This window comes from Pseudomonas sp. MEJ086 (assembly GCF_030209025.1).
GTDB lineage: Bacteria > Pseudomonadota > Gammaproteobacteria > Pseudomonadales > Pseudomonadaceae > Aquipseudomonas > Aquipseudomonas fulva_A.
Map to the genome: position 1 here is coordinate 90,247 of NZ_JARVSV010000029.1, position 14,202 is coordinate 104,448.

Genomic DNA, 14,202 nt, shown 5'->3' on the forward strand with positions numbered 1-14,202 from the left:
TTTTCAGAGCGTCGCCTGATGAAAAAAATACTGCTGGGCGTACGAGCGTTGATGTCCGTTCCTGAGGACAATCCTGGTCTGGTCAAGGCGCAATACCTCGCGCTGTCTCGCCAATTGCCGATGATGTATTTCATCCTGCTGATCAACACCCTGATGCTGGCGGGCACCCACTTCGCGGTCGCGCCGCGCTGGCTGGTGGTGTACTGCCCCTTGATCATGACGGTGTTCGGCGTGATTCGTGCGGTGGAATGGATGCGCACGCGAGGGCAGACACGCAGCCCGGCGCAGATGCTGACGGCGCTGAAGCGCACCAATATGCTCGCGCCGTTTGTGGCCGTGGCGTTCACCGCTTGGTCGCTGGCGTTGTTTCCCTATGGCGACGGCTATGCCCAGGCGCATGTCGCCTTTTATATGGCGATCACCGTCATCGGCTGCATTTTCTGCATGATGCACCTGCTACCAGCCGCCCTGGCTACCACAGCAGTGGTCAACACGGCGTTCGTGGTGTTCTTCGCATCCACCAATATCATTACCTTCGTTGCCACTGCAATTGACGTGCTGCTGGTGTCCATCGCCATGCTGATCATTCTCAAGGCGCAGTACGCCGACTTCACCCGGTTGGTGAACATGCAGGCGCACACGGCAAAACTCAGTGAGGAAAACCTCCACCTGGCCAATCAGGACAGCCTGACCGGGCTGGCCAACCGACGGCAGTTCTTTTCCCGCCTCGATACGCAACTGTCCCGCGCCCGCGAGCAGGATATTCGCCTGGCCGTAGGGCTGATCGACCTGGATGGCTTCAAGCCGGTCAACGATCTGTATGGCCATAGCATTGGTGACAAGCTGCTCTATCAAGTTGGCCAGCGCCTGACCGGGCTGCTCGACGAAAACGTGCACCTGGCCCGGCTGGGCGGCGACGAGTTCGCCCTGATCATCACTCAGGCCATGAGCGACGACCAACTGCGGGCGTTTGGCGAGAAAATCTGCGCCAGCATGCGCGAGCCGTTTCTGCTGGTGGACATTCCTATCCAGATCAGTGCATCGCTGGGCATCGCGACCTTCCCGGATCAGGCATCCTGCGCCACGCACGTGTATGAATATGCCGACTACGCCCTGTATCAGAGCAAGCGCCACCGCCCCGGCACGGTCTGCCTGTTCAGCGCAGCCCACCGCCAGCAGCTCAACCGCGAAGGGCTGACCGAGCAGGCCCTGCGCCGGGCCGATCTGGAGCGTGAGTTTCACGTGGTGTTCCAGCCCATCGTGGATATTCACAGTGAGCAAACCGTCGCGTTCGAAGCACTGGCTCGCTGGGAAAGTCCAGAGTTGGGCAGCGTGCCGCCCTGTGATTTCATTCCGATTGCCGAGCGTGTCGGCATGGTCAATCGCCTCACGGTGCCGTTGCTCAGAGCGGCGCTGGACGCGGCCGCGAGTTGGCCTGCGGGTATCCGCCTGTCATTCAACCTGTCCGTCCACGACTGTGGTTCGCAGGACGCGGCCCAGCAGATCGTCGAGCTGATCAAGAGCAGCCGTTTCGACCCGGCCTGCCTCGATCTGGAAATCACCGAAACCGCGGCCATCCAGGACCTGCCGCAGACCCAGCGAGCGATCAGCCGGTTTCGCGAGTTGGGCTGCGGCATATCCCTCGACGACTTCGGCGCCGGCTATTCCAGCCTGAGCCAGATCCACGCGCTGTCGCTGACCAAACTAAAGGTGGACCGCACCTTCGTCACCAACATCCACCTCGACCCGGCCAGCTTCAAGATCGTCAAATCGCTGATTGCCCTGTGCCAGGACATGCAACTGGAATGCATCGTGGAAGGCGTGGAAACCGCCGCCGAACTCGGCGCCCTGAAAAACCTCGGCTGCGTCTGGGCCCAGGGCTACCTGTTCTCAAAACCCATGCAAGCCAGCGACATCAGCGCCTGGCTTGGCGGCGAGCAGTTGGCCAAGGTGCAGGCGGTTTGATCCGCCGATAGGGCAAGGCGCCGCTCGCGCTCATGCCCTGAGAGCTACACAAACTCTGCCAGAAAATGCCAGGCTCAAAATGCAAGAAGCCCGCAATTACGCGGGCTTCAGGGCATTTTTTGCTAGATCGTGCCGGGCAGTGCCGGACGCTGGATCATTCCCACTCTATTATCAACAGACGCCATGAAAGCATGTATTTAGTGGCTTTCAAGGAACTAATTTTTTCAAAACCATGAAAAATACCCTGAAGGATAAAAATCACTTCTGAGGGCTAACGTCGCCAAGATACATGCAGCAGAAAGGAGACGCATCAGCACGCCAAGCTCAAAAGCTGCTCCCTCAGCGCAGACTTCGGCAAGCAATACGATGGCATCGACGGACCAGCCTGAAAAGCCTCTGCCACTGCCTCATCGTGACCAAGATCTCTCACGTTCTTATCTCTGGCATATCATCTGAATGAATCGCCCCCCATTTCCAGAGATCCTCAAGCCTCAAGATGGTCCCCCAACGGCGGTGAGACCGTCCTCTTTTCGCCAGTTTCAAGCCACAGCGAAGGGCCGCTTCTGGCCGACTCCTGCCTGTCGAGGGAGCAAAGCGTGCTGGTCAATTCCAATGGATATAAACGGCTGGCCAGTCGCTGCAACTTTCAAACCCAGCGACATAATCCTTTTAGCCTCTACACGACACCCGCTTTATTGTCGGTCTCATAAGCGCCCACCAGCAACACACCGCGCTTGGGCGTACACGCCAGCAACGCCGTGGCGCCAAGCAAGGCTTGTGCTTCCTGCAGGCGCTCTGGCAGCAGCAGGCCTTCGGCGGCATTGAAATCGCCCGCCAGTATCAGCGTGTGCTCATGCTCGGCGACAGGCACCCAATCCAGCTGGCTCAGGCGCTGGCGTAAAGCCGCCAGCGCAGACTGATGAAAGTCTGCCCGCTGCGCGACATCCACCTCACTGGCCGACACATACGCCACGGTTTCGCCCTGATCGATGGCATACGCCAGCAACGGCGCCTGGGCGGGCGATACCGACACAGACAACGGCGAAAGAAGCAGACCATGCTCATTGGCCTGCTCTTGCCAGGTGGCGGCTTTCAACAACGGCGTGACGACGTTGGACATCCCTCAACCCCGACGATGAGGTGACGAATAGGGCTTTTTCCAGGTGAAGCACTGAATATCGCCGGCAGGCTGGTGGTAGACCACCCAGTCGCCACTCACCTCGATGGTATTGGCAATGGTCCCGGCCGATGCCTGCCAAACCTCCGCGCCGGTGTACTTGTCCCAGGCGCGGGGTCGGCGCTCCTCCAGACCGAACACAAGGTCGCCATCGGTATTCGCGGCGAGCATTTCATCGTTGCTTTTGCGTGCCCAAAGCTGGACTCCATCAACCGTGGATAAGCAGAGTACGAAGCCGCTGCTGTTGACGTTACTCAAGAGGACGGTGCCGCCACGGGCGCTGATGTAGCGCGGAAATGCCTGATTTTTGTACTTCATGCCAGCCAGTAGCGTTTGCATGAACGCGGTATTGAAGTAAGCAAACTCGCCGACGAGGGTGAAAGAGGTCAAATCAATGACCAGTACATGATCACCTGCCAGCACGTAGAGCGTGTCGCCGTCACGCGAAGTCGGAGCCAGGGTAACGCCAGGCGCAAACTCGAAACGGTCCAGAGGAATTTCGAGCTTCACGGTTTTTTCAGTGAGTGAGTACACACAGAAAACCGGAGCAGACAGTCGTACTCCGTAAATCAGGCCGTCAGCGGCCGGCATGAAATACTGGATATCGATGTCAACATGATCGACCACCTTGCCGTTCTCGACGATATCCAGGCCACGGCTGTAGTCATTCCAGCCAAAAGCGCGGTAAATCCGTTTGCCGTCGTAGACAAAGCGGCCGTCGATTGCCCATTCAGGGTTGGCGACCGCTTCATGCTCGCTGTAACGCGGCTGCCAGTCAGTCACATCGATCAGTTCGGGGGATTCCCCATAGACATACAACAAGCCACTCTTCAGAAACATCGGGCGCCAGCGTGGCTCCGACTTGCGGCTCAGACGTGCCGGCACATCGTCCTCTAGGCCGTTGTACCGAGGCAGGTCAAAAGCCTTGAAGTAACGCTCACCCTCGGCGTCTTTACTGCTGTACAGCACATACAGTTGATCACCACCAATAGCGGTGGATACCACACCGTTGAATTTCTGCGCAAAGCGAAAGGTCGCTTTTTTCGCGGGGATACCTACTGCCATTTTATTTGCCCTTAGTCGTCAACGGGTCAATGACCTCGGAAAGCACTTTAAAGGAAATATCTTTCTTGCAATCAAAACCCGCGCTCGGGAACGGCTTGATCGCCTGCAGGCAAGCCTCAATAACCCACGTCTTGCGCTGGTTAACCTTAGCCGGTGTGTCGAACGCATCCTTCATCCACTCAGCTGTAGATAGACATTCGTCATCTAGGGCAAGCTGATGTGGCAGGCAGTTATTAGCTTCGTGAATCTAGCTGAAAAAGGGCAGCGGATCCGTCCGACAACAAATGGAATTGACCGCCCTTACAAGGTACAGAGCATACTGCGAGCAAAATGGGGGCTGCGGCTAGCATTGACCGCTATAGACCAACCCCGACCCGCTGGCCACAGGCGGAAACCGGCCTATTGGCGACCGGCAGCTTTTGGCCGATAGCGGCCTGTCATCTACATCTGCTCTTGGCCGGTAGTTGCCCCTCGTCACCGGCGACTGCTATCGACCCAAAACGAACATCCGTCGCAGCGCACGCTCTGCACCACGTTGGGTCCGGTTATACCTCGGCTTGTTAGCCGAACCGAGCGGCTCTAAGATCGAACCATCTCAAGGTCATAGCCGGCCATGCGCTGCGCTGTGGATGGCAACAAAGGATCCTTCAGTGAAAATTCGAGAAATGTTTTGCGGGCTGGCCATATTGGCGATGGCCAGCCCGGTACTGGCGAACAAGTACATCATCGACATGCAGGGTGAATCGCCCAACCGCGTGATCGTGTATGCCAATGCGGAGGATATCGCCAGACTGGGTGGCAGTGCATTCTCCCAAACGCTGATCCGAGGGATGGAGCTGGAACTGGTCTACGAGGCGGCGGACAAGCCTCATTGGACGGTCATGGCGGCGCAATTCGAATGCCCCAACATGAATCGCATGATCATGCCGGACTTGAACGGAAGCAATGTGCGGGTTCCGAAAGATGTCGAGATCAAACTTGCATCCTTGCCGGAGGTAGACACCATCAGGTTCCGTTCCAATGGAGGTGGAACCTGGTCCCGGAAGAAGGACAGGTACGATGCAACACAACCCACGGATTGGCAGACGACCTCGAGCTACACCTTGCTGCAGGCCTATCGCATTGCCTGTCAGCCGGATGCTTTCTCGAGCGCACTGCAGGCGTCGGGTAACCCGGACCGCTCCATCAATAACGAACTGCTTGCAAAAAATATGGAAGGGCTGGGCATCCATGTTTTGGGCGCGGTTCCGATAGGTGCTGGTGAGGATGCGGCGGATTTCACCTGGAAGCACATCTGGAAGGACGCGGTACGTCCACCCTCGGTAGCCGCGCGGGAAATGACGCCGGATGAAATCGCCGGACTCAAACGAAACATGGCCGAGCTCAAGTCGAGAGTTGACCGTGAAGCAGATGAGACCAATGCAACGCTCAAGAAGCTTGGCGGAGAACTTTCCTTTACCACCAAGGCTGCGCAATTGCGCGGCAAGCGCAAGCTGTCGCGGGCCGAGTCAACGCTGGTCCAGCTGTGGGTGGGGAAGACAGAACACGATGTGGTCGTGGCGAACGGGCCGCCGGCAATCAATGATGCCGGTGGGATGCGCTTTCTTTCCTACGGCAGTTCGTACGACAACCAGGTGCAGTGGGTGAATGCTTTCAATGGCGCCCCAATGGGCACGGCGGGCGGTTGGCAGTATTGCAACGTGCGCTATGTCCTGATGCCGGACGAGTCGGACAACGTATACAAGGTTGCCGATGTCCGGGTGACGGCTGACTCTGCAGGGGATACCCGCGGCATGCATGCCTGCGCCGACATCATGAACGCGCCCGGCCAATAGACGGCACGGTAAGGCGGTGTAACGTACTGCCCCGGAGCTGTCGTCCGGGGGCTTACTTTACCCGCACCGCCATGCATTCCTTCAAACGCCTATAGGCGGCCTGCACGGCAATGGGTTTTATATCGACCATGGACTTGCCATCCATGCCGATGGTGTAGTGGGCAGTGTCGCTTTTATCCTTCAGAACCGAGTCAAACTTGAGCGACAGGATGAACCCCCCTCCCTGGCCGTCACTGCCGGGTATCTGGTAGGCCCCGACATCAGCATTGCCCAGCCCATTGCCGAATGTGACTCTTACGGTCTTAGGGGCATTTACCTGGGGAATGTCCTTGCTGTTGAACCAAAGCATCCCGTCGCCTTTTTTGGCCATGTCGGCATCCCATGGACCTGCAATTTTCAGCGAGGCCGTCTCGGTGATGAAACCTACGGAGCACTGGTAGCCATCGTTCACCGCCTTGTGCGACAGCACCCAAATGCCTTCCTTGCCTTTGTAGAACGGCGTGTTTGCCATTTTCCCGTCATTCGCCGAGTTGCCACCACCCAACAGTTCCGTTGGTACCTGCGCCATCAAGGCCGTAGGAAGCAGTGCAAGCATGCATGCGGCGATGCGGGGGCGGAGTTTCATGTCGGCGTTCTCTCGGGGCGGTCTGCACATCTGGGAACGACCTGCTGGCCGTCGTGTGGCTTCGGTACATTCTGCTGGAATGCCCTATTAGCGGCAAGCACGGGTGGCCGGCGATCAGCAGCGTAGCCAGTGTAGTGGGCAGTGCACACAGCCGAGCTTGTGCGCGCGGCGGTGCCCCATGGGAGTACCCGTAACGTGGCTGAAGTAATGGACTGGGGATGTGATGGATATGTCCCCGCTTGACGTGACCAACGAGGGTTGCTGTTCGCTACTACTGGTGTGCTGCGATCACTGGCTCTCCAAAGCAGGGGCCAGAGTAGGGAGCACCCCGGCTTCCCAGCGGCTTACCACCCCATCCCGAACACCCGCGCATTGACCCGCCCTACTCGCGGCTCCGCCGGAATAGCTCAGTTGGTAGAGGGGCGCATTCGTAAAGCCTCCAGCGCAGTTCCAAAACGATGTTTACAAGCAACACCGAACAAGGCCTGCTAACGAGGGCCTTTGTTTTTTCAGGTCTTTTTAATTGATATGGACGAGAACCGCCCAAGCTGGAAATGGGTGCATCGCCCGCGCGTTGGCTTAGCCCTGTTAGCTGCCGGATACCAAAGACAGCAGTCGGCCACTACCCCCGGCACAAGCTCCTGCCTGGAACTTAGCTGGCTCGGATACCATGCCTAGACGCTCCACCAAGCATGGTACCGAGATAAATCTTATGACTTAGCCTTTTCGAGCCATGCGAAAGACCATTAACAATACAGAGCACATCAGTCTAGAATCAGATTTTATCTTTAAAAATCAAAATATTAAGAAAAAATCCTACTCCCACTCAATGGTCGCTGGCGGCTTGCTCGATACGTCGTAGGTGACGCGGGAGATGCCGTCGATTTCGTTGATGATGCGGCCGCTGACGGTTTCCAGCAGTTCGTACGGCAGGTGTGCCCAGCGGGCGGTCATGAAGTCGATGGTTTCCACGGCACGCAGGGCCACGACCCAGGCGTAACGGCGGCCGTCACCGACCACGCCAACCGATTTCACCGGCTGGAACACCACGAACGCCTGGCTGACCTTGTGGTACCAGTCGGCCTTGCGCAGTTCTTCGATGAAGATGTGGTCGGCACGACGCAGCAGGTCGGCGTATTCCTTCTTCACTTCACCGAGGATGCGCACGCCCAGGCCCGGGCCCGGGAATGGGTGGCGGTAGACCATGTCGTAGGGCAGGCCCAGCTCGAGGCCGAGGCGACGCACTTCGTCCTTGAACAGCTCGCGCAATGGCTCGACCAGCTTGAGGTTCATTTCCTCGGGCAGGCCGCCGACGTTGTGGTGCGACTTGATCACGTGCGCCTTGCCGCTCTTGGCGCCAGCGGACTCGATCACGTCCGGGTAGATGGTGCCTTGGGCCAGGAACTGGATGTTGTCGAGTTGGCTGGCCTGGGCATCGAACACGTCGATGAAGGTGCGGCCGATGATCTTGCGCTTCTTCTCCGGGTCGGCTTCGCCGGCCAGGTTGTCGAGGAACTGCGCCTCGGCGTTGGCGCGGATCACCTTGACGCCCATGTTCTCGGCGAACATGGCCATCACCTGCTCGCCTTCGTGCAGGCGCAGCAGGCCGTTGTCGACGAATACGCAGGTCAGCTGATCGCCGATGGCCTTGTGCAGCAGCGCCGCGACCACCGAGGAGTCTACACCGCCGGACAGGCCGAGCAGTACGTTGGCATCGCCGACCTGGGCGCGCACCTGGGCGATGGCATCTTCGGCGATTTTCGACGGCGTCCACAGGGCTTCACAGCCGCAGATGTCGAGAATGAAGCGCGACAGGATGCGTTCGCCCTGCTTGGTGTGGGTCACTTCCGGGTGGAACTGCACGCCGTAATAGTTACGGTCGTCGTCGAACATGCCGGCAATCGGGCAGCTTGGCGTGCTGGCCAGCACATGGAAGCCAGCCGGGATCTCGGTAACCTTGTCGCCGTGGCTCATCCAGACGTCCAGGCCGAATACGCCGTCGGCATCGACATGGTCTTCGATGCCATCGAGGATACGGCTCTTGCCGACCACATCGACGCGGGCGTAACCGAATTCGCGCAGGTCGGAACCGGCCACTCGGCCACCGAGCTGCTCGGCCATGGTCTGCATGCCGTAGCAGATGCCGAATACCGGCACGCCGAGGTCGAATACCGCTTGCGGGCAACGCGGGCTGTTGGCTTCGTGTACCGACTCCGGGCCACCGGCGAGGATGACGCCGCGCGGTGCGAATTCGCGAATCGCGTCATCGTCCATGTCGAACGGGTGCAGTTCGCAATACACGCCGATCTCGCGCACGCGGCGGGCGATCAGCTGGGTGTACTGGGAACCGAAATCGAGGATCAGGATGCGGTGAGCGTGAATGTCGAGGGCCATGACTAGTTCTCGTCAGTGGTAAGCAGAAACAACGCGGGGCTGTCGATAACAGCCCCGCTTACAGGTATTACCGAAGCATCAACCTACCCGGTAGTTCGGCGCTTCTTTGGTGATCTGCACGTCGTGGACGTGAGATTCGGCCATGCCGGCACCGGTGATGCGGACGAACTCGGGCTTGGTGCGCATCTCTTCGATGGTCCCGCAGCCGGTGTAACCCATGGAGGCCCGCAGACCGCCCATCAGTTGATGGACGATGGAACCCATGGCGCCCTTGTAGGCCACACGGCCTTCGATGCCTTCAGGCACCAGCTTCTCGGCACCGGCAGCGGAGTCCTGGAAGTAGCGATCCGAGGAACCCTGAGCCTGGGACATGGCGCCCAGCGAGCCCATGCCACGGTAGGCTTTGTAGGAGCGGCCCTGGAACAGCTCGATCTCGCCTGGAGCTTCTTCGGTACCGGCCAGCATGGAGCCGATCATCACGCAGGAAGCACCGGCAACGATGGCCTTGGACAGGTCACCGGAGAAACGGATGCCACCATCGGCGATCAACGGAATACCGCTGCCTTCCAGCGCGGCGGCGACATTGGCCACTGCGGAGATCTGCGGCACGCCGACACCGGCGACGATACGGGTGGTGCAGATCGAGCCAGGGCCGATGCCGACCTTGACCGCATCGGCGCCCGCTTCGGCCAGGGCCAATGCGGCAGCGCCGGTGGCGATGTTGCCGCCGATCACCTGGATGTCCGGGAAGTTCTGCTTGACCCAGCGCACGCGCTCGATCACGCCCTTGGAGTGGCCATGGGCGGTGTCGACGATGATCACGTCAACACCGGCATTGGCCAACGCGGCAACGCGGTCACCGGTGTCGGCGCCAGTACCGACAGCAGCACCCACGCGCAGACGACCCTGATCGTCCTTGCTGGCCAGCGGGTAGGCCTTGGCCTTCTCGATGTCCTTGACGGTCATCATGCCCTTGAGGGTGAAGGCATCGTCGACGATCAGGACTTTCTCGATACGGTGCTTGTGCAGCAGATCGCGAACGACGTCCTTGGCAGCGCCTTCCTTGACCGTGACGAGACGCTCTTTGGGGGTCATCACTTCACGGACGGTAGCGTCCAGGCGGTTCTCGAAGCGCACGTCACGGGAGGTGACGATACCGACCAGATCACCATTGCTCAGCACGGGAACGCCGGAGATGTTGTTCTGGCGAGTCAGTTCGAACAGGTCGCGCACGGTCGCGTCGGCCTCGATGGTGATCGGGTCCTTGACCACACCGGCTTCGAACTTCTTGACCTTGCGCACTTCGGCAGCCTGCTGCTCGATGGTCATGTTCTTGTGGATGATGCCGATGCCGCCTTCCTGCGCCATGGCGATGGCCAGGCGGGCTTCGGTCACGGTATCCATGGCTGCGGATAGCAGCGGAATATTCAACTCGATGCCACGGGTGAGGCGAGTCTTGAGGCTGACGTCCTTCGGCAGAACATCGGAGAAACCGGGGATAAGTAAAACGTCGTCGAAGGTAAGAGCTTCTTGACTGATACGCAGCATGGCGGGGGCTCCCAGACGGGAAAATTGGAAGCGCGCCATTATACCGAGTCAGCCCCTGTCACTCAATGTAAAGAATGGATATCGACCGTTCGGCAATTAATATCAATGATTCTCAGGTGGCGGGGAACCGATGAGCATTCATGCAGCCTGATCTATTCAGGCTCAGGGAAGAGCTCCCCCTCCCCTTGCAACCCCGCACCACTGGCGGATCGCCATACCAGGCAGGGCGTTGCTTGCGTAATAAACCTAGGCGCTTACCAGCGCGACGGGATACCCCAGCCGTTCGGCGAACTCTTCGAGAAAGGCAGGCGTGAACCGCGCATCGGCCCAGCCATTGAAGATGAAGCCCAGGTTGGAAAAGCCGCAAGGCTGCAGGAACAGGAAACCGTTGATGTCGTCTTCGTGCCTGCATTCGGGGCAGGTGAAGTTGTCGGTTTCTCCTGGCGTCCACTCGTCCAGGCTTTCGAACAACGCCTCGCCGATCTCCTTGCGGCACTCGGGGCAACCCGCCTCTTCGAGGAAACCGTCGACGGGCGTGTAGATGCAGCGCCGGTAGATGACCTCCAGCCCATTGACAGCCTGGCCGAACGGCAGCCGCTCGGCGAACTCGACCACCCTGCTCGCTCCAGGCGCGATGGCGTAGGCCATGCCATTGCGCCCACAGGTGGTCGGCAGCGCCTCGACGATATCGCGCTTGGCCAACCAGCGAAGAATCTGCTGCGCCTTGCGCTCGTGGCCGGGGAAGCTGGAAATCCGCGGAACGACGATACTCTGAGTAGCCATGCCCTTGCCTTCGGGGGAACCGTAAACCGCGAAGCTTAGGGGTTGCCGGCAGCGGATCACAAGCCGCATGACGCTCGGCCGACGGCCTGCAGCGTGGCAGGCCGTGGCCAAAGCCAGGCGATTAGCGGCAGGCCAGTTCGCTGGCCTGGCGGCGCTGGAAGTAACGCTCGCGCAGGCTGTCGTAAGCCAGGTTGTAGCCCAGGGTGTAGGGCAGGAAGAACAGGATCAGGCCGATATCCAGGAAGAATGCCGCCACCAGGCTGATCGACAGCCACCAGGCCGCCAGCGGTACCAGCACCAGAATCAGGCCAGCCTCGAACAGCAGGGCATGGCTGATCCGCGCCCACAGGCCGCGCTCGAAACCCATGCGGCGCTGCGCGGCGTCGAACATGACGTTGAAGATCATGTTCCAGAACATGGCGATGGCCGAGAACATCAGCGTCAGGGCGCCCATGTGCGCCAGGGATTTACCCATGGCCCAGGCCAGCAACGGCGCGCACACCACCACGGCGATCACTTCGAACAGGGTTGCATGCAGCACGCGCTCCTTGAAGGAGCGACGGGCGATCTGATTGGACTGACTCATTTTTGATGACTCGCAAGGTAACGTCGATGGGGCTATCCTCATCGGAAAAACAGCCAGAGCAAAGTTGCCAGCCATCGGAAAAACCGATATGAACCTTTCTCCCGAATCTCTCCAGGCGTTTGCCCAGGCGGCCGCCACCGGCTCGTTCAGTGCCGCGGCCCGGCGCCTGGGCAAAAGCCAGTCGACGGTCAGCGAATCCATTGCGCGGCTGGAAATCGACCTCAACGTCAGCCTGTTCGTACGCGGCGCGCGCCAGCTCACGCTGACCGAGGCCGGCTGCAGCCTCTTGAGCCGGGTACAGGATGTGCTGGCCGCATCCGATCGCCTGCTGCGCCAGGCCGGACAATTGGCTGCGGGCCTGGAGCCCAAGCTGACCCTGGTGCTGTCGGACGCCTACCAGGCGAGCCAGTATCAGGCTCGTCTGGTGGAGCTCGACCAGCGCTACCCGGATCTGGAATTCGAGTGTTTTTTCGCCGAACACGCTGATGTTCTCGACTTGGTCGGCCAGGGCCGGGTCAATCTTGGCCTGCTCGCTGCCCAACCCAGTTATCCGCCGGAACTGGCCCACGCCAGCCTGGCCGACTGTGCAGATTTCGGTCTATTCGTCGCCAGAGGGCATCCGCTCAGCCAGTTACCGCGAGTCACTGCGGATGATCTGGCCCACTGGCGCGTACTGCGCCTGAGCACTGTGGCGAAGCAGGAAGAAGAACTGGACGATCTGCCGGGCAGTGGCGGGCGCTGCTGGTCGGCGCCGGACTACCTGCTGCTGCTGGAGATGGCCACGCTGGGCTTTGGCTGGGCTGCCCTGCCTCGCCAGTTGGTCATGGGCCATGGCGGGGATCGCCTGCAGGAACTGGCCATCAACGGCTGGCCCAAGCAGGTTGCGGTGGATGTGGTCTGGTCGCGGGAACGGCCGCTGGGCCCGGCTGCCGCCTGGTTGCTGGAGCGGCTGCTGGCTGTATGAAGGAGTGTCATGAATGAAAAGCTTTACCCCACTCGATATAGAACGCAGAAGCTTCACCGGCACACGTCTCGGCTTTTTTCTGCTGCTGGCGGTGGTGCTGGGGCTGTCGCTTTACGCGCTGTTCGGCATTGCTTTCAACCTCTGGCTCGCCGGCTTTCTGCTGCTGCCCAATGGCCTGTTGATCTACCTTGCCGTCTTCGCGAAGGATGCAACGCTACGAAAGACCAGCGAGACACTGCGGCAGTTGGGACAGACATTCGGCTAAGTGCCAAGCGCTGTTGAGCTGAGCTATGCTGCCCGCCGTCAAGGAGCCCCTCATGATCACCTGCTACCTGCGCTACATCATCGACCCGTACCAATTGGCCGAGTTCGAGCACTACGCAAAATTATGGATACCCCTGGTGGAGAAATTCGGCGGCCAGCATCACGGCTACTTCCTGCCATCGGAAGGTGCCAACAACGTGGCCCTGGCACTGTTCAGCTTCCCCAGCCTGGCCACCTACGAGGAGTACCGTGAGCGCTCGATGCAAGATGCCGAGTGCCTGGAGGCCTTCGCCTATGCACAGCAGAACCGCTGCATCATCAGTTACGAGCGCAGCTTCATGCGCCCGGTAGGTGTCGAGCCCCGTTAAAGACCTTTGATTTTTTGGGAGTTTGTATCCGGAATCGACTGCAATAAGGCAGGAGCAGCCATTGATGCAGTACCTGTGGGAACGGGCGGGGACACCTGGTCCATGCCCGCGAAATCACGGGCATGGCCCGTTCCCACAAGTGGCGGTCAGCCGGCCGTTTCCGCCACGTTACAGTCTCTACGTGCGGAGTTACGGCGAATGATCGTAAACAGCTTGTAAGTCCTACAGCTCGCCCGCATAACGCACCAGCGAGCTACTCGCGCCACGCCGCTCCAGCTCATCTTCCAGAAAATCCTGCAGTACCCGGGCGTTGTTGTGCTCCCTGTTGCAGGCGGCGTACAACAGCGTCAGCTTGCCTGCTGCGGCGCGCGTCAGCAGGCTTTGCCAATACTCGGGGTGTGCCGCTAACTCGCGGCGACAGCCCTCACGAAAGGCGTCGAACACCTCGACGCGGTAAGAACTGGCGGCGCAGTTCGGCGGAAGGTGCTGCAGCTGGCAGCCACTCATCGTGGTGCAGCGCATCGTTGCGACAACCTCATGGCCACAGGCGGTCGACCAGCACCCGGTAGCCGTCGCCCTCCTCCTGCGCCTGGTAAACACGCTTGCAGCGGATCATCGTTGGCGTCCC

General features: G+C 59.8%; 13 protein-coding genes and 1 pseudogene. 5 read left to right on the top strand and 9 right to left on the bottom strand.

The annotated features are described in order from the left end of the window. Positions 1-18: 18 nt before the first annotated feature. Positions 19-1,965, top strand: a complete 1,947-nt coding sequence (locus QRN22_RS18975; RefSeq protein WP_042552069.1) for a putative bifunctional diguanylate cyclase/phosphodiesterase — start codon at positions 19-21, stop codon at positions 1,963-1,965. Positions 1,966-2,641: 676 nt separating this feature from the next. Here the strand turns inward: QRN22_RS18975 and QRN22_RS18980 are convergent. From QRN22_RS18980 to QRN22_RS18990, 3 genes are read right to left on the bottom strand one after another with little or no spacing between them, the layout of a single operon-like run. Further along, complete coding sequence (locus tag QRN22_RS18980) at positions 2,642-3,085, bottom strand: hypothetical protein (protein ID WP_042552000.1); 444 nt, start codon at positions 3,083-3,085, stop codon at positions 2,642-2,644. A gap of 3 nt (positions 3,086-3,088) precedes the next feature. Further along, positions 3,089-4,207 (bottom strand): hypothetical protein, encoded by a 1,119-nt coding sequence (locus QRN22_RS18985; protein ID WP_042552001.1) that lies wholly within the window; start codon positions 4,205-4,207, stop codon positions 3,089-3,091. A gap of 1 nt (position 4,208) precedes the next feature. Further along, positions 4,209-4,382, bottom strand: a complete 174-nt coding sequence (locus QRN22_RS18990) for a hypothetical protein (RefSeq protein ID WP_156152632.1) — start codon at positions 4,380-4,382, stop codon at positions 4,209-4,211. Positions 4,383-4,857: 475 nt separating this feature from the next. On the opposite strand from QRN22_RS18990, the gene QRN22_RS18995 reads away from it, so the two are divergent. Continuing rightward, positions 4,858-6,042: a hypothetical protein gene (locus QRN22_RS18995; protein WP_156152633.1), complete on the top strand. Its 1,185-nt coding sequence runs from the start codon at positions 4,858-4,860 to the stop codon at positions 6,040-6,042. 52 nt (positions 6,043-6,094) lie between these two features. Here QRN22_RS18995 and QRN22_RS19000 read toward each other — a convergent pair whose 3' ends face one another. The 5 genes from QRN22_RS19000 to QRN22_RS19020 form a co-directional block, all read right to left on the bottom strand. Next, the gene (locus QRN22_RS19000) at positions 6,095-6,667 is read right to left on the bottom strand and encodes a hypothetical protein (RefSeq protein WP_051424572.1); all 573 of its coding nucleotides are present in this window, start codon (positions 6,665-6,667) and stop codon (positions 6,095-6,097) included. 816 nt (positions 6,668-7,483) lie between these two features. Next, positions 7,484-9,061 (bottom strand): glutamine-hydrolyzing GMP synthase, encoded by a 1,578-nt coding sequence (guaA, locus tag QRN22_RS19005; RefSeq protein ID WP_042552003.1) that lies wholly within the window; start codon positions 9,059-9,061, stop codon positions 7,484-7,486. A 78-nt stretch (positions 9,062-9,139) separates the two neighbouring features. After that, positions 9,140-10,609, bottom strand: a complete 1,470-nt coding sequence (gene guaB, locus QRN22_RS19010; RefSeq protein ID WP_042552004.1) for an IMP dehydrogenase — start codon at positions 10,607-10,609, stop codon at positions 9,140-9,142. A gap of 246 nt (positions 10,610-10,855) precedes the next feature. After that, on the bottom strand, positions 10,856-11,392 hold the full coding sequence (locus tag QRN22_RS19015; protein WP_042552005.1) for a hypothetical protein: 537 nt from the start codon (positions 11,390-11,392) through the stop codon (positions 10,856-10,858). 121 nt (positions 11,393-11,513) lie between these two features. After that, on the bottom strand, positions 11,514-11,978 hold the full coding sequence (locus QRN22_RS19020; RefSeq protein ID WP_042552006.1) for a multidrug/biocide efflux PACE transporter: 465 nt from the start codon (positions 11,976-11,978) through the stop codon (positions 11,514-11,516). Between the two features lie 88 nt (positions 11,979-12,066). Between QRN22_RS19020 and QRN22_RS19025 the strand changes: the two genes are divergently transcribed. The 3 genes from QRN22_RS19025 to QRN22_RS19035 are packed head-to-tail and all read left to right on the top strand — an operon-like array spanning position 12,067 to position 13,574. Beyond that, a complete protein-coding gene (locus tag QRN22_RS19025) occupies positions 12,067-12,942 on the top strand; it encodes a LysR family transcriptional regulator (RefSeq protein WP_042552007.1) in 876 nt (291 codons plus the stop codon). Positions 12,943-12,955: 13 nt separating this feature from the next. Continuing rightward, positions 12,956-13,207: a hypothetical protein gene (locus QRN22_RS19030; RefSeq protein ID WP_042552008.1), complete on the top strand. Its 252-nt coding sequence runs from the start codon at positions 12,956-12,958 to the stop codon at positions 13,205-13,207. Positions 13,208-13,259: 52 nt separating this feature from the next. After that, positions 13,260-13,574 carry an NIPSNAP family protein gene (locus QRN22_RS19035; RefSeq protein ID WP_042552070.1) on the top strand — a complete coding sequence of 105 codons (315 nt, stop codon included), beginning with the start codon at positions 13,260-13,262 and terminating at the stop codon, positions 13,572-13,574. A gap of 222 nt (positions 13,575-13,796) precedes the next feature. On the opposite strand, the pseudogene QRN22_RS19040 reads toward QRN22_RS19035, so the two are convergent. Further along, positions 13,797-14,190, bottom strand: a pseudogene (locus QRN22_RS19040) (DUF488 domain-containing protein). Positions 14,191-14,202: the final 12 nt, after the last annotated feature.